Here is a 17,401-nt window from a genome sequence, read left to right as displayed (position 1 = left end):
AATTAAAATTTAACATTGAGGTTAAGGCCGAAGGTTCTTGCCGGAGGCATCCCTCCGAGCTCAAGACCAGGGAAAGTAGCATTGTAACTCGATTCAGGGTCGATATTATCTGTTTTCTTCATCAGAATAAACAGGTTCCTACCCACGAAACTAACATTCAATGCTTTAATCCGGTCATTGAACAACTTTCCAGGAAAACTATATCCTAAAGTCAATTGCCTAAATTTGATGAAACTAGCATCATTGACAAATAAATGGGAAGCATTATTGGCGGTATTTTCATAGAATTTTGGGGCAAGGTTGCCCAATTCTTCCCTGTTTTCCAGGGTTGCTTTGTGCAATCCCTTGATATAACCCAGGTAATCTGTTCCGGAGAATAATTTGCCTCCGAACTTGCCATCGATCAAAAATCCAAGGTTTATATTTTTATAACTGAATTCATTGTTCCAGCCGGCAAACCACTTGTTATAGGCAGACCCAAAAGCCTTCAAATCGCCCTGTTTTGGCGTTCCATCAGCATTTTTTACGATCTGTCCTTGATCATCATAAGCATAATCAAAGGCGACGACCTGTCCCATGGCCATTCCTGGAATATTCTTTAGGAACCCAACCCCTGAGCGGGAGGTGGCAACCAATTGTTCATCCAAACCATCTGCCAAAGAGATCACTTTATTATCATTGAAGGTCATGTTCAAGGAACTGGTCCACGAAAATTGGTCGTTCTTAATAGGAGTCCCCGTAATCAATGCTTCAACACCTTTGTTTTCGATGGATCCGGAATTCAAAACAGATTGGGCATAGCCCACAGAAGTAGGGATGGTGACCCGGATAATCTCATCTTCAGAGCGTTTTTTATACCAGGTCAAGTCCAGACTTAAACGATCATTAAAGAAACGAATATCCGTTCCGATCTCTAATTCTGATGCTTTGGAAGGTTTTAAACTGGAATTTGGGATGTAATCATAAGAGATCTGACCAAGAGGCGCTCCGTTTAAAGATTCGCTTTTGAAATTATAGGTCAACGCGGTTTGATAGGGATCTGTAGCTTGACCTACAACCGCATATCCCGCACGAAGTTTCCCAAAACTGATCGAGCTGGACTCCAATATTTCGGAGAATACAAATGATCCACTTAAAGATGGGTAAACCACGTTCAGTTTATTGTTCAACCCAGGGGCAGCCAAGGTAGAGAACCAATCAGACCGGCCACTTCCTGTTAAATACAGGTAATCTTTATAGGCCAATTCCATCGTCCCATAAACGGATTGCATTTCCTGTTCGGATTCTGCATAGGCAACCGATTTATTCTTTAAGCCTACAATGGTATGTACACCTGGAACCAAGAAACGCGTACCTTGGTTGGTGGTGATGTCTGATTTGGTATTGCGGTAACTCGCACCTATATTCGGTGTTAAGCCAAAATCTTCCCCCAAGGAGAAGGATTTACCGATCAACATATCCGCATTGACATCGGAGAAACGCATCTTTTGTGACACAAGATTGTTCGGCGCCGAATAGGCCAATCCTTCCGGGAACACACTAAAATAACTGTTGGTATAGTAGTCCTGACCTGCACGTCCTTGGATGAACAGTCCATTATCCAGGGTATAACGGGCAGAAAGGGAACTGATCAGACGGTTTCTGTCGGTATTATTCACGATCTCATAGGCCGCGAAATAGGGATTGGTATCCCAAGGGTTTCCTTTATTATAAGGTATTTCTTGTCCTGCATCGGTTTTCCAAGGTTTTAGATCGCGGATATCCACGCTTGTTGGTAAAAATACCGCATTATAATTGGCACTACCTGCCCCATCGGAAAGCATCGGGCGGTTTTTGGCATCTTCGATGATATAGTTGGCCCGAGCATCTATCTTCAATCGGTTGATGGGTTCAAAAGTGCCGGTCAAACTATAGGATTGCCTATCCAAGCCTGAATTTGGCATGATGGATTTATTCCTCAGGTCACTAATGGACAATCGCAAGGCTCCACCTTCGAATGATTTATTCAAGGCCAATGAATTGGTCCAGGTATGCCCATTGTCATAGAAATTTTCAATATTGTCTTTTTGGGCGATGTAGGGTCTGGAAATACCATCAAACTGCGGGACACTAGAACCATCCAGTTTGGCTCCCCAACTTGATCCGCCAACTTGGGCTGCTGCTGCGCCATCCGCCGGTTTTTCTCCATTGGTACCCTGGCCATACACATATTGCCAATCCGTGCGGTCCATCACTTGCTCCAGAACGAAGTTACTGCTGAACTCGATGCCAGATCCTTTGCCAGACTTGGTGGTGATCAAAATTACCCCCGCTTTTGCCCGTGAGCCATATAATGCGGATGCCGCTGCGCCTTTCAGTACAGAAATGCTTTCAATATCATCGGGGTTGATATTCCCGATGGCATCTCCCATATCTGGTGCATTATCCCATTGGCTACCTTTATTGCCATTCGGATTGGTATTGATGATGCCGGATGGAGAGTTCTCCATAGGCACCCCATTGATTACATATAAGGGTTGATTGGTTTGGCTTAAACTGGATGCGCCACGGATGATCACACTGGTCGCCGAGCCCACTCCACCAGCGGTAGAGGTGACATCCAAACCTGCTACTTTACCAACCAAGGCGTTTGCCACGTTGTTTTCGCGTGCTTGGGTCAGACTTTCTCCGTTAACCTGGGTTACAGAATAACCCAATGTTCTTTTTTCGCGGGTAATGCCCAATGCTGTGACTACCACTTCGTTCAACATCATCTGATCTGGCACCAATTCAATTTTTAAGTTGGTTTCAGCACCCAGAGTAATCTCTTTAGAGGTAAATCCGGTATAGGAAATCACCAAAACAGCTCCTGAAGTAGCCTCCATTTCAAACTGTCCGTTCAGGTCCGTTGCTTTTGCAATGGAAGATCCTTTCAAGCGGATGGTTGCTCCAGCCAATGGATGACCTTCCAGATCTGTTACCAAACCCTTTACCGTCTGCAGTTTTTGCTGATTGACAACGACCAACCCCGATTCGGAGACACTGAAAGCCAATCCATTCTTTTTGAACAGTTTAGGCAGCAGGTCCAACACCAGTTCATTTTCCACGGAAAGGCTCATTTCTTTGGAGAAATTCTTAATTCCCGGGTTGAAAACGAAGTAATAGTCGCTCTGATCCTCAATTAATTTGAGGATTCGGCTCAGTTTTGTTTTCTGTACATCGAGGGTTACTTTCTGCTGGGAATATACATTCCCTTTCACATTGAGCAGAAACAATAAAATCATAATCAAGGTTAGTTTCATTCGGATAATGAATCTAAAGTACAAGTGCCGGTTAGAATGCACTTGCAACAAGTCATTTTTAATCATATTTTAGTACTTGGTTAATTTTATACTTGGCAGACACATGGTCAGATGTGGCTGCCTACTTTAATCGATTCAAAGGATAGTGTTAGCGCACTATCCTTTCTTAGTTTTCTGAAATAGTTACTTTCTTACCATAAATCTTGAAATTAAAAGGTTGAACATCTTGCAATGCTTTTAAAGCTTCCTGAATACTTTCGTTGCTGAAGGTGGCGGTGAAACGATAGTGTTTGATTTTCTCGCCAGCCAATTCAATTTCCACATCATACCATCTTTCCAACATATATTTTACCTCTTCAAAATCTTGATCGGCCATCACCAATCGCCCATTCTTCCAGGCAATGTCGTTGATCTCCTCCGCAGCAAGATTTTCCTCCAGTTCATGGATGACGATCTCTTTTGCTGCTTGTTGTTTTGCCGAAGATAGCTTTTGCTCCTCCATCGGAATTAACTTGGAGGACCGCTGGATGGATACGCGTTGATTCGGTTTGATCAAAATGGCATTGGCACTTTTACCTTTACTGTGCATCTCAATCAACCCTTCCAACAGAAAAGCTTCGGATTCACTGGCTTCTGGATAAGTTTTCACATTGAATATGGTACCTAATACTTTAATATCAAAATCTTCCGTTTCCACCAGGAATGGTTTTTCGGCATCCTTCTTCACCTCAAAAAAGCCTTCACCAATTAATTTTACCCGACGTTCATGTTGATTGAAATCTTCGGAAAGCTGCAATTGGCTCGCTGCATTTAATTTAACAACCGTACCATCGGGCAATGTAAATTCCTTTTTCTCTCCTTTCTTAGTGCTGAGGTTTTGCTGACTAAATACGACTGCAGTAGGAACTGTCCCATCTTTTTCCAGATTCAGAAAATAATAACCAACACTTAATACCGCCAGGAGAACAGCAGCTACGGATGCCCATTTCCAATAGTTAATGATTGGTGTCGGTTTTTGATATGTGGTTTTATCTGTTACTGTTTGCTTAAATTGATGAAGCTGTTTTTGGATTGGTCTACGGTTGGCACTCAATATCTGATAAAGGCGTTTGGCCCTATCTATGGTTTCCGCTTGGTGGGGATTGTTCTTCAGGTAATTTTCCCAATATTGAATGCTAAGATCATTCTCTTCTCCACAATACTGCTGGAAAGTAGAATCTATCAAGAAATCTTCGATCTCCACAAATTTATGTTCTTTCATTCTTTAGGCGTTTACTATATAGTACCGGAAAAACATCGTATTGCCTAAGAGAAATTTAAAGTTTTTTTATCATAACTGAATATCAGACACTTAACTTATTATAAAACTGGATTTTTGAACATCAATAGTCATAGAATTCCTGTCGCATGATCTTTAGGGCATCATACAAGGTATTATAACAGGTCTTGACGGACATATTAGTTATTTCAGCAATCTTTTCATAGCCCAGATTCTCAAAAAACTTTAATTGAACAACCTGCTTTTGTCGAAAGGTGAGCTTAGCGAGGGCAGCTTTCAATTTTAATTGTACGATTTCATCCGATTGTACCCGAATAATAAATTCATCGTAGGGCATTTCTGTCCACTCATCCTGCTCGACCAATAATTTAACGGCATTGGAAAGTTTCTCCCGGCGTTCCAATAAACGGATAATCTTTCTTTTCAGGATGGTAATCAGGTAGGATGGAACGTTCTCCACCCGAACCAGGTGATCTCTTCGCTCCCAGATGGAAAGAAATACATCGTCAGTGGCATCATAGGCCAGTTCCGAATCACCGAAAGTTTTAATGGCAAATCGAACCAATTCGGGGTACAGTTTTGCATAGAGATCAAAATACGCCTCTTCTTCTCCAGAACGTATTCTTTCCCACATAAGCTTATACTGCATATTTTCCCTCATTATTGGTCTATATAAGGTCTGGTCCCCAAAATTATGTTGTGCAACCACCTAAGTTGGTTAATTTTTGCCAAATTCCATAAGCTTCCGGCATTTTTTATCGTGAAATGACCTCCTTCGATCTACTCCTATCCGAAGCCTTTATTTTTCTTTCTTTTTCTTACTTATTTCCGTGTTTATACCAACAAATCGATAAATATTAAAATTAAATTAACGTTTTTTAAAATATTTAATATAACTTTAATATAAACATAATAAAACCTAAATACCCTTTAGAGGGGGATTCAATAGCTTTGCGAAGTATTTTAAGAAACCAAAAACGGCTTTCTGATCCGTTTTCGATGTTAACATACCTTACATTGTGTTTCTTTTTATACAGAAATATGAATAACATAAACTATAAGCGAAATGAATTGTTTACTTACTTATTAACTGACCAAATTATGAAACTTCTACCTGTATTAACAGTCTCCCTGTGCTCCTTATTGCTTTTCACAGGCTGTAAAGACGAGGAGACACTCAAAAAGAGTGATCATGATCCCAGCAAACCAATCTTGCTAAAATCATTCTTCCCACTAGAAGGGGGGGCAAGGACCAAGATTCTCTTAGATGGGGAAAACTTCGGTTCTGATCCATCAAAAATCAAAGTTTATTTCAATAATGCCTTGGCATCGGTAGTTTCCAGTAGCGGCGAACGAATCTATGCTATTGTTCCGCGTTTACCTGGAGAGGACCCGAAAATATCTGTGGTCATTGGCCAAGATTCCATGGTGTATGAGAACAGTTTTGTCTACCATACGCAAGCCCAAGTCAGTACAGTAACGGGAAATGGAAAGAAAAACTTCAAACCAGGAGTGCTTTCTGAGGCAGAAGTTTATGGAAAGTACCTGGAACTGGATGCTGAAGGGAACATTTTCATGTCCTGGCGTGATGGTGGTTCACCAGCAACATTCGGTGTGGCACGTATCAATGAAAAGGAGAACATCGTAACGCCATTGATCGAAGCAGAATCCTCTACCCGGATCCTTTATGCAAATGGATTGACAGTAGACCGTGCGACAGGTATGCTTACAGCTGCCCATGAGTCCACTAAAGAGGTAATCTTTACTTTCGATCCGCGGGAGGCTTGGTACCCCCGACAACGTAACGTGAAATATTCAACTGCAGATCTTAACTCCATTGTGGATGCAGATCGTTATAAGAACTTCGTGACCTTCTGCCCTTATGATGGTCACTTATACACCCGGTACCGCGATGGGAAGATCGCAAAAATCAATCCGGAAACAATGGAAGCAAAAATCGTTCATCAAGGTCCATATGGATCGCAGTATGGACAGGCGATCAACCCTAAAAAACCATGGTTATTATACATCACTTTACACTCCAATGCCTCCCCAACGGAATTTAGACAGGGGATATCCGTATTAGACCTACGCGACCCGAATGGTTCAGGAGGTTTTAAAAGAATGAATGCGCCTGGAGGAAGCGGTTTCCGTGATGGCCCAATTGCTGATGCTTTATTCAACTATCCTAAAGACATCAAATTTGATAACGATGGGAACATGTTTGTTGCCGATTATGGAAACCATTGTATTCGGATGGTATCTGCGGACAACATCGTAACTACGGTTGCCGGGCAACCTGGAACTTCTGGTTACAAAGATGGTGGACCGGTAGAATCCATGTTCAACCAACCATGGGGTGTTGCAGTAAACGAACAGGGCGATATTTATATCGCAGACTGGAGTAATGCGCGCATCCGAAAACTGGTGATCGAATAAATAGGCAAATCAACCTTTCAAACAAATTTATACTAGCTTAAATTAAAATGAAGATATTTCAAACGATCTGTTTGCTGTTGCTATGCCTTACTTTTCCTTCGGCATACGCACAGGAAACAAAAGAATTGACCATTGCCGGAACAGTGGTTAATGAACAGGGCAACCCCATGCCAAGTGTAACGATTTTTATAAAAGACCGTCCATCTGCAGGTACTTCAACAGATGCTGATGGTAAGTTCAGCATCCAAGCGATATATGGGGATAAGATTGTATTCAGCCATACAGGATATGAGAATGTGGAGCATGTTGCTGTGGAAGCTACGACAGCACTACGCATTCAAATCGCTGAAAAAAGCGCCGACATCGATGAGGTCATCGTGGTTGGACTTGGAAATACCCAGCGTAAAATAAGCTCTGTGGGAGCTATCACCACCGTTGATGTGAAATCGCTACAGACACCGGCGCCTTCCATGGCCAATCTATTGGGTGGTCGTGCTGCTGGGGTTATCTCTTTGCAGTCAAGCGGTGAACCGGGGAAAAACATTTCCGAATTCTGGGTTCGTGGTATCGGTACATTCGGTGCTAACAGTAGCGCCCTGGTATTGATCGACGGTCTAGAAGGCGACCTGAACACCATTGACCCTGCCGACGTGGAAAGCTTTTCCATCCTAAAAGATGCTTCGGCCACTGCCGTTTATGGGGTAAGGGGTGCAAATGGTGTGGTATTGGTAACCACGAAAAGGGGTTTGGTAGACCGGATCCAGATCACGGCCCGAGCCAACTCTACCTTATCTGTCCTGAATAAATTACCTAACTACTTAGGTGCCTATGAATATGCGCAGTTAGCGAATGAAGCAACTGCCGTTCGCGGACAAAGTCCATTATACGATCAAACAGAAATGGGGATCATCCGGGATGGATTAGACCCAGATATGTATCCGAATGTGAATTGGCAAAATGAAATCCTGAACAAAAACTATTGGAGACAGAGTTATTATGTTTCCGGTAGAGGTGGTTCAGAGGTAGCTCGCTACTTCTTAAGTTTGGGAGGTAAGAGTGAAACTGCTGCTTATAAGGTAGACAAGAATAGTGTATATAGTTCGAATGTAGGATTTGACACGTATAACTACCGCATCAACCTGGATCTGAACCTGACCAAGACCACGAAAGTCTTCTTGGGATCCGATGGTTTCCTATCCAAATTAGATCAACCTGGTGTAGCCAATACGGAATACATCTGGAGAACACAATCCAGATTGACTCCATTATCCATTCCTACACAATATTCGAACGGCATGCTTCCAGGAATCGGAGGCGACGACCGTTCATCGCCTTATGTGATGATCAACCGCACGGGTAGAGCATCCGATCAAGCCTTTAAAGGAAAAGTTACATTAGCGTTGAACCAAGACTTGAGCCCTTTGGTGAAAGGTTTGAAATTCCGCGCACAAGGAGCTTACGATATCCACAGTTTCTTTAATGAAAGAAGAAGGGTACAACCGGCATTACATAAAGCATTGAGCCGTGCAGCTGATGGTTCATTGGTGATGCAAGAAGTGGTACAGGAGCAAAAGGCTACTTATACCAAAGGCATCAGCCAATACCGTAAGTTCCACTTGGAATCGGTCCTTAATTACGACCAGCAATTTGGAACAGATCATCGTACTTCCGCTCTGGTATACTACTACATCAGTGATGCGAAGAATACCGTTGATGCAACAGGCAACTTAGAGGCGATTCCTTTGCGCTATCAAGGGGTATCCAGCCGATTGACCTACGGATTCCGGGATACTTATCTATTGGATGTGAACTTCGGGTACACCGGTTCTGAAAACTTCCAACCGGGCAGACAATATGGATTTTTCCCATCAGTTGCTTTAGGATGGGTACCAACAAGCTATAAATTCATGCAGGAATCAGCTCCTTGGTTGAACTACTTCAAGATCAGGGCATCCTACGGTTCCGTGGGTAATGACCGTATATCCAGCATTCGATTCCCCTATTTGACGAAAGTGGATGTTAAAGATGATGATGTATGGGGTGTTGGAGGCATTGAAACCATTATGGAAACCCGTATTGGAGCAGATAATTTAGCTTGGGAAAGAGCTGTGAAGTCTAACATTGGTTTCGAAGGAAAGCTCTTCAAAAATAAAATCGACTTTGTAATCGATTTCTTTAGCGATCAGCGGAATGGTATTTTCCAACAACGTGTTCAGGTTCCTGAATATGTAGGGGTAATTTCGAATCCATTTGCCAATGTAGGGCGCATGAAGAGCTCAGGTATCGATGGAAACTTGAGCTACACCACCAACCTGTCCAAAGATTTTGGAATCACATTAAGAGGTAATTTCACCTATTCTAAGAACGTAGTCCAAAATTGGGAGCAGGCTTATTTAGAATATCCTTATTTGGAATTCAATGGCTTCCCTTACAATTCCATTCGGGGTTATCAAGCCTTGGGATTGTTCAAGAACGAGGAGGACATCAAATATAGCCCTAAACAAACCTTTGGCACCGTACTACCTGGAGACATCAAATACAAAGATGTGAATGGTGACGGTACGATCGACAAATTGGATATGGTTCCTCTGACGCATAGTAACTATCCGTTGACGATGTTTGGTTTTGGGGGGGAATTCCGGTATAAGGCACTAACCTTAGGTGTATTGTTCAAAGGGACTGGAAGGACGAATTTCTTCTATGTAGGACAGCGTATGCAAGTGAATAATGTTTGGGAAACCAATGGAATGGGTTATATGCCGTTCTTTGAAGGGAACCTAGGGAATGTTCTGGATATTGCCGCCGACCCAGCAAACCGTTGGATACCGATGGACTATGCCATAGCAAATGGCATCGATCCTTCTTTGGCTGAAAATCCGAATGCAAGATTCCCACGTTTACAATATGGAAATAACCAGAACAACAGCCAGATCTCCAATTTCTGGCAAGGCGATTCCCGTTACATACGTTTGGAAGAGATCACCTTGAACTACAATGTGAACCCTAATTTCATGAAGCGTATCGGGGTATCTTCAATGGACATCCAATTTGTAGGAAACAACCTGTACGTTTGGGATAAGGTCAAAATTTTTGATCCTGAGCAAGCCGCATGGAATGGCCGTAAATATCCAATTCCATCTACTTATTCTGTACAGTTGTACTTGAACTTCTAATCCTTAACCGTAAAGACAATGAAAAAACAACTCATAAAAAGGATCGTGCAAGCAGGGCTATTGGTTACTACGGTATTCATGAGCAGCTCTTGTAAAGACTATCTAAACATCGACAATTATTTCGATGACGAATTCAATATTGATTCTGCCTTCAGTAACACCCGTAATATAGAGGCCTACATGTGGGGTGCAGCATCGATGTTCCCAGATGAATCCAATACCGTAAGGTTTGGCTTCACTCCTGGCCCGATGGCAACCGATGAAGGATTCAATGGATTGACCGGAACCGGAACCACCAACGTGTATTACGGGATGGATTTTGTAACCGGGAACATCACGCCAGATTATTACGGAGCAGGTGCTGGAGCCAACGATTACAACTTGAATCAGTGGAATCGCTATTACAAGATCATCCGTAAAGCAAATAGTATCTTGGCCAATCTGGATGTACCAAGAGATCTAACGAATGCCGATCGATTACGTATCGAGGGGTATACCCGCTTTATCCGAGCTTATGCTTATTATAACATCATAGTGGATTACGGTCCGGCCATTTTATTGGGTGATGAGGTGGTTAACACGAATGAGCCGATCGAATATTACGACCGTCCTAGAGCAACCTATGATGAGACCATGGAATACACCTGTGCGGAATTTGAAAAAGCCGCTGCATTGATGCCGAAAGAAATCTCCATTCTGGATTTCGGTCGTCCGAGCCAGGGCGCTGCCTATGCCTTGATCGCTCGCTTGAGATTGATCCATGCATCCCCATTATTCAATGGTGGACCAGTAGCCAATTCCTATTTTGGAAACTGGACACGTAAAACAGATAATGTACATTATGTTTCCCAACAATATGATGAGAAACGATGGGCGGTAGCCGCTGCAGCCGCCAAACGCGTGATGGAAATGGGGAAATACAAACTCTATACCGTTGTTGCTGATGCAAATACACCTGAGTTACCAAAAAATGTCACTTCCGACCCCAACTTCTATAGCGCCTTCCCGAATGGAGCAGGTGGTATTGATGCCTTCAAATCCTACTCGGATATCTTTACCGGAGAAGCAGTACCTGGAATCAATCCGGAGGTTATCTGGGGAAGAAACACAGAATACCTGAATGCCTATATCAATTTAGGTTCCTTTCCACCTTCCTTAGGCGGTTGGGGTAGGTTCTGTGTTACCCAAAAGGTAGTTGATGCTTATTTAATGGATGATGGTCGCACGAAAGAAGAAGCTTCGGTAGATGGCTATTATTCAGAGACAGGTTTTACCACATCTCCTAAAAGATTCTCAGGTTATCCGTTGAATTCTGGTGTTTACAATATGTACAACAATCGCGAAATGCGTTTCTATGCATCCGTCGGTTTCAATGAAGCCGTTTGGCAAGCAGGATCAAGTACGACCTTGAACAATTATACCGCGAAATATTATTACCAAGATGCAGATGGTCGTGGCGGAGTTACTGCCACTTCACCTAACTATCCGATCACAGGTTATGTGATCAAGAAATACAACCACCCTATGGATGCATTTCAAGGTACGGGTGCACGTAGGATCAAAAAAGCATACTCGATTATCCGGTATGCCGAAATCCTATTATCCTATGCCGAAGCTTTGAATAACATCACAGGTAGTCATTCGGTTCAATTGGGCGATAAAACCTATACCATCAGTCGTGATGCGGAAGAGATTCAGAAAGCATTCAACCAGGTTCGTTATAGAGCAGGACTTCCAGGGTTGACAAGTTCACAAACAGGAAGCAGAGCTGAAATTCAGAAACAGATTGAACGCGAACGTATGGTAGAATTCCTTTGGGAAAACAGACGCTATTATGATGTTCGACGCTGGGGAATCATGGAAGAAACCGAACGTGAACCTATCCGTGGTATGAACCCGGATGGTGCTACGAAGGAGACCTATTACCAACGCGTAATCCCTGGTACTTCCTCTTTCTTAACCCGTGTAGTGGACAAAAAACTGGTTTGGGTTCCGATTCCACGTACAGAAATGAGAAGATTGCCTTCTTTGGATCAAAACCCAGGTTATTAGGAAATTTAAAATAGAGCAACATGAAACGTAAATATATAGCGATGTTGGCACTTCCCTTGGTGCTGACTTCATGCAAGGACAACGAGATTTTTGAAAAGGAAATGTATAAAAATGTGGTGGCCTTGATCAGCAGCAGTTACCATAATACTTTTCAGGAAGTAGTCCCTTTAACCGGTGAGGAATATACCGGGTATATCGCAGCTTCCTCTGGCGGTACAGATGTTCCGGCAAGCAATATGGTCATCCAATTGGAGGAAGACAAAGCTGCCTTGGATAATTACAATAGAGCTCTTTATGATGCAGATGAAAAACTCTATGCAAAGCTTCTTCCCCGCGATAAATATGTGATAGAAGATTATAAGATCCAGATCAATGCTGGCGAACGTACCGGAAGAACCATGGTTAAATTACATGCAGATGGACTTTCTCCTGATTCTACTTATTTTATTTCCCTAAAAGCTACGGAAACCCCTGGAGTGGAACTTAACACAAAGAAGAACACTATTCTATACCAGATCCAGATAAGGAATGATTATGCGTCCCAGGCGACAAACTCCCTTTACAGCATGACCGGAGCAGCAAATGAATTAGTTACTGCAGGAAACAAAAAAATGTTCCCTCTTACCAAAAACTCGGTAAGACTAATTACCGGAACGGAGGCCTTTGAAAACAATCTGGAGCACATCAATAAAACTTCCATGGTTTTAGAGGTGGGCGAAGATAAAAAAGTAACCATCAAACCCTTTAAAGATCTTCAGATGAAACAGTTGGATGGAGACAGTAGATATCCTAACACTTATACTTTAGAGGAGATTTATGGAAGAAAATTCCATGTATTTCTCTTGAGTTATGAGTATACCTACAATAAAAAAACAATCCACATGCAAGAGGAGCTCCGGATGGAAATCACCAATTAAATAATAAAAAAAGCGACCCGAGGTAGAGTGCCCCCAGAAAGTGTCTAACTTTTTGGGGGCAATGCAAGGGTCGCTTTTTTTTTGAACTTTCCCTTCCCCCTTTTGTTCTAAAATAAAAACTATCATGAGCAAACAGGAAAAAGATCCAAACAGAGAAACAGAACAAATAAAGGAAACGGATAAAAACAAGAAATTCCCCACTCCAGACGAAAAGAAAACCAACGTGGAAGACAATACAGGGAAACGGCCAGAAAAAGATACCAATCCCCTCCCTCCAAATCCAAATAAAGTGGATGACCACGATTAAACTAAATATTTCCTATTAGTTAATACAACTTTAACGATATTATAATTCCCCTCTAACCGTATAAAAGAGGAGTGTTTTTTAGTTTTGCTACGTTTTTATGGCAAAAAAAGCATATCTAAACTCAGCAACAACAAAAATTGCTCCAACGAGAAGTTTCTCAAACCCCAAGAAAATTTCTAATGCTTCCTTAAAAACAGATGAAATATGAAATTAATTAAACTATATTTTAACTGTCAAACTAATGAAAACCATTAAACTTTTAGGTTTGTCCATGTCACTTTTCCTGCTGTTTGCAGCATGTAAAAAAGACATGGAGATAAAAAAGAGGGACTACGACCCCAGTAAACCGGTCGTTTTGAGCTCCTTCTATCCCCTTGAAGGAGGGGCCAGATCAAAAATCCTCTTGGACGGGGAGAACTTTGGAACCGACACTTCCAAAATCAGGGTGTTCTTCAACAATGCCAAAGCTTCAGTCGTTTCCAGCACAGGAAGCCGGATCTATGCCATTGTACCCCTTCTACCGGGAGAAAACCCGAAGATTACTGTTGTCGTAGGCACAGATACCATCGAGTACCAAGAGAAATTCAACTATTATACCCAGGCCCAAGTCAGTACGGTAGCCGGTAATGGAAGTTTGTCTCTCAGTGAATGACCTCTTCCAAAAATGCTTTCCAGAGGATAAAACCTCTACCTGGGTCGCTGTAATCATGAAGGATACGGCTAAATCTTTCGGGAATATGGTTTTCTAAGAACATCTGTCTACCTTTTTCACGAATAATCTGGAGATCTTTATCTATCATCGCAACAGCGTCTTCCAACACAGTTTTGTTTTTATCTGTGTGCCAGATATAAGTCGCCTCCTCCGTATCTAGGGTTTCAAGGATGATGTGGTATTGGCTGTCTCCCGATAGTAGAAATACAAATGCAAAGGGACTAAGCACGAACCTAATCTTCATAATACTGCTCAGGTGTTGATCGGCTAAGAATTGAACTTGTCGAGAATGCTTGTATTTTCGTACTTTAAGGATTTCAGACAGTAATTCTTCGGCATTTGCGTATACTGTCTCGCCATTTTGCAACTGGTCCGAGGTCAATATATTTTGCTTTTGAAAAGGTAGCTTACTTAATAGTCCCTTGTTCAGAAACTGGAATTTTACACCTTCCACAATTTCTTTATTTATTCGTTCTATATCTTCGGAAGTAGCGATTTGAGCTACCAGTTTTCCGTATTCAAATTCAGCGTTTAACTGAACGTTGATGTTTTTAGATTTCAGTACCTTGATAAAGTAAGGTTTTAATACCTCAAACTCAGGCCTAATCTCCAAATTTTCGATTTGAAATTCCAAAACCGTATGCATCTCTTCTACTTTATAAGTGAAGACCACATGGCCATAATGAAACGATAGATCCTCAATGGGTCTCTTGGTACTTTTTTCTAAGGTTAATAAATGACCTATTTGAGACTGGTAATCCATCGTTGGATCATCAAAAAGTGTAGCTTGTTTGGTGATTTTACGATAATAGATATTCCGTTTTAGAAACATCTTGTCTAGATAATCGATCTTCACATCCCGATAGTCGTATATAGTTGGATTGATCTCGGATCGCTGCACCCGACCAATGTATTGAATCAATTTTCCATGGAAAGCAAAGGGGTAGGCCAAGAACAGCGTGCTGATATGCTGAATATCCGAACCTTCGCCAAAGTACTGACCTGTCGTAATCAATACTTGAAAATTCCCTTCTGACAATGTTTTCCATTTCGCTTTCTTACTACTGTCTGAATCATATCCGCTGAGCGTTATGGTTTCATAATTTGATTTTAGCCATAGATTCAGCGTCTCGATATGTTCTTTTCTTTCGGTAATTATAACTGCCTTTTTTCCTTGGTATAACTCGGCGGATACATCGTCTACTATTAATCTGTTTCTTGCTGTATCATGAATTAGAATTTGGGAAAGTGTTTCGAAACTGTCGGTTTTAGAATTATAGGGAACATGGAGTGTGGTATTCCGGACGATGATATTTTCACTTTTGTAATCTTCAATTTCCTCTGGTCGGATTTCCGTAATGATATCACCGAGATAGGTGAAAATCAATTTATCATCATTATATTTCCGAAAAGGAGTCGCTGTGAGACCGTAGCAATAAACACTGTTTAGTTTTCCGACAGTGGTACGGTAAGATTCCGCTGGAATATGATGGCATTCGTCGATCAGGATTGTGCCAAATTTGTCCTGAATGATTTCGATATGTTTTGGAAGACTTTGTATCGTTGCAACGGTTATTGTACTTGCACCCAATTTTGCTTTTCCCTGGCCTATAAACCCAATTTCTTTCTTCGGTATCCCTAGGAATGACTCGATACGCTCCACCCATTGATCCAATAATTGCTTACGATGCACGACAATAAGGGCAGGTTGTTGTTTGTCTGCAATAATTTTCAGACCGATAACAGTTTTTCCTGTTCCTGGCGGTGCGACGATTACTCCGAAATCCTTTTTTTCTACTGCGGAGACAGCATTGATCTGATGCTTTCGTAATGCGGCATTAAAAGAAAATTGGATTGGCGGTAGCTCACGTCTATTATCAACAAAGTCATGTGTTACCTGTGATTCTCTACAGAAACGAAGCAATTTCCCGATAAACCCTCTTGGGATAAGGATTTCATTTTCGATTTCATCAATCAATTTAAAGAACCTAGGTGTTTCAAAAGTGCTTCTCCCTGACTTTTTCTTAATGAAAAAGGCTGAATTAGCAAAATTAAGTTGCTCCTTCAAAAAATTGATGAGTACAAATGGTATAGCGTGACTATTTATACGGATCGAATTGCTCAGGGCGATTTTAAGTTTTCCATCAACAACGGGTACATAGCTTTCTTTACTTCCTCCTGTTTGATTGAACATCTCCTCTAGGTAATCAAAATTGACTCTTTTAATTTCTTTTAAATATGCGATTTGATCAGGAAATGGATCCATCGTTTTGGAATCGATAAAGGAACTGTTGCCATTCTGTACAGCAGGTGAAAATAAGGGCATTGCAATTAGATTTCCTAAACCTTTGCCAGACAGGTAATCTTGATTTGGAAACAGACGGTCAAAGCTGGAGCTTTTATCAAATGGCGAGAATGCACCGCATCTTTCCAAGATATGCATAAATAACTTACGACTTTTGGCTGCTGGATAAGGGCTTTCAAAGAAAATCCAGACATGTGCGCCATTGCCAGAACGGGAACGTTCGAGATAAGCAGGGATATTTTTGGCTGTACATAATTCGAGAATTTTCAAAGCATGTTGTTGCCAATCGGATTTATCGAAGTCAGCTACTAAAAACCAAGAAGTGTTATCTTGCAACAGTGGGTAAATTCCGATCTGTTGAAGGCCGTTAAGATGTTTCGTAATTTCTATTTCTGACAATGGCAGGTAGCTTTTGTGGGCATAGCTTTGAAAAGTACCGCCATTAGCCTTATGGAGTCGATAATGGTATGGATCATAGCTATAGGCTGGCATGTACCCGCTTTTATTTCCATTCTCCCATCGTAAAGCAAATATGTCTTCACGGCCTTTAAAAAGGTTGAGAAGATAGATTATGTCCTCGTTAGTGAATTCCACTTGTTTTTATTTTGGTATTAAGATAATGAATTGGAATATACATCTTAAAAAAATTAATAATCTGGACCACTTTCGTTTATTCAAAGTGACTATTGAGATTTGATGTCAAGCGTTGTTTTTGGGTAATTGTTCCTTATGATCGGTTTAGGACCAGAGGTGTAGTTTTTTGGTTTTTTCAGGTAGAAGAGCAAACAATAATTTTTACTCATGATTTGATCATTTAAGTGTAACAAAGTTAGCCTTGCAGTAAAATGAAATCAAGATCTTCAACTGACTTGAATGTGTTACAAATCAAATTTATTGGGAATAGTTGAAAGCTTTGTAGGCACTGAAAAACAAAAA

10 protein-coding genes are annotated in these 17,401 nt (G+C 41.5%); 6 read left to right on the top strand and 4 right to left on the bottom strand.

Annotated elements, in window-relative coordinates; all coding sequences use genetic code 11:
* Positions 1 to 2: 2 nt before the first annotated feature.
* The 3 genes from VJ786_RS00525 to VJ786_RS00515 form a co-directional block, all read right to left on the bottom strand.
* Positions 3 to 3,263, bottom strand: a complete 3,261-nt coding sequence (locus VJ786_RS00525) for a SusC/RagA family TonB-linked outer membrane protein (RefSeq protein ID WP_336557008.1) — start codon at positions 3,261 to 3,263, stop codon at positions 3 to 5.
* A 184-nt stretch (positions 3,264 to 3,447) separates the two neighbouring features.
* Complete coding sequence (locus VJ786_RS00520) at positions 3,448 to 4,542, bottom strand: FecR family protein (protein WP_336557007.1); 1,095 nt, start codon at positions 4,540 to 4,542, stop codon at positions 3,448 to 3,450.
* A 121-nt stretch (positions 4,543 to 4,663) separates the two neighbouring features.
* Positions 4,664 to 5,194, bottom strand: coding sequence for an RNA polymerase sigma factor (locus VJ786_RS00515; protein WP_336557006.1), 531 nt, complete (start codon positions 5,192 to 5,194; stop codon positions 4,664 to 4,666).
* 467 nt (positions 5,195 to 5,661) lie between these two features.
* On the opposite strand from VJ786_RS00515, the gene VJ786_RS00510 reads away from it, so the two are divergent.
* The 6 genes from VJ786_RS00510 to VJ786_RS00485 all read left to right on the top strand — a co-directional run bounded on the left by VJ786_RS00510 (position 5,662) and on the right by VJ786_RS00485 (position 14,100).
* Positions 5,662 to 6,999 (top strand): IPT/TIG domain-containing protein, encoded by a 1,338-nt coding sequence (locus tag VJ786_RS00510; RefSeq protein ID WP_336557005.1) that lies wholly within the window; start codon positions 5,662 to 5,664, stop codon positions 6,997 to 6,999.
* Positions 7,000 to 7,046: 47 nt separating this feature from the next.
* Positions 7,047 to 10,172 carry a SusC/RagA family TonB-linked outer membrane protein gene (locus VJ786_RS00505; RefSeq protein ID WP_336557004.1) on the top strand — a complete coding sequence of 1,042 codons (3,126 nt, stop codon included), beginning with the start codon at positions 7,047 to 7,049 and terminating at the stop codon, positions 10,170 to 10,172.
* A gap of 18 nt (positions 10,173 to 10,190) precedes the next feature.
* Positions 10,191 to 12,224: a RagB/SusD family nutrient uptake outer membrane protein gene (locus VJ786_RS00500; protein WP_099365079.1), complete on the top strand. Its 2,034-nt coding sequence runs from the start codon at positions 10,191 to 10,193 to the stop codon at positions 12,222 to 12,224.
* A gap of 20 nt (positions 12,225 to 12,244) precedes the next feature.
* Positions 12,245 to 13,141, top strand: a complete 897-nt coding sequence (locus tag VJ786_RS00495) for a BT_3044 domain-containing protein (RefSeq protein ID WP_336557003.1) — start codon at positions 12,245 to 12,247, stop codon at positions 13,139 to 13,141.
* 124 nt (positions 13,142 to 13,265) lie between these two features.
* A complete protein-coding gene (locus tag VJ786_RS00490) occupies positions 13,266 to 13,448 on the top strand; it encodes a hypothetical protein (protein WP_336557002.1) in 183 nt (60 codons plus the stop codon).
* Positions 13,449 to 13,758: 310 nt separating this feature from the next.
* Positions 13,759 to 14,100, top strand: coding sequence for an IPT/TIG domain-containing protein (locus tag VJ786_RS00485; protein ID WP_336557001.1), 342 nt, complete (start codon positions 13,759 to 13,761; stop codon positions 14,098 to 14,100).
* Here the strand turns inward: VJ786_RS00485 and VJ786_RS00480 are convergent.
* Positions 14,090 to 17,059 (bottom strand): TOTE conflict system archaeo-eukaryotic primase domain-containing protein, encoded by a 2,970-nt coding sequence (locus VJ786_RS00480; protein ID WP_437129002.1) that lies wholly within the window; start codon positions 17,057 to 17,059, stop codon positions 14,090 to 14,092. The two genes, VJ786_RS00485 and VJ786_RS00480, sit on opposite strands and share 11 nt — an antisense overlap.
* Between the last annotated feature and the right edge of the window lie 342 nt (positions 17,060 to 17,401).

Origin of the sequence: Sphingobacterium tenebrionis, from assembly GCF_037126265.1 — a bacterium.
Lineage (GTDB): Bacteria > Bacteroidota > Bacteroidia > Sphingobacteriales > Sphingobacteriaceae > Sphingobacterium > Sphingobacterium tenebrionis.
Note: the sequence above shows the minus strand (reverse complement) of the source record. Positions and strands in the feature narration are given on the sequence as shown.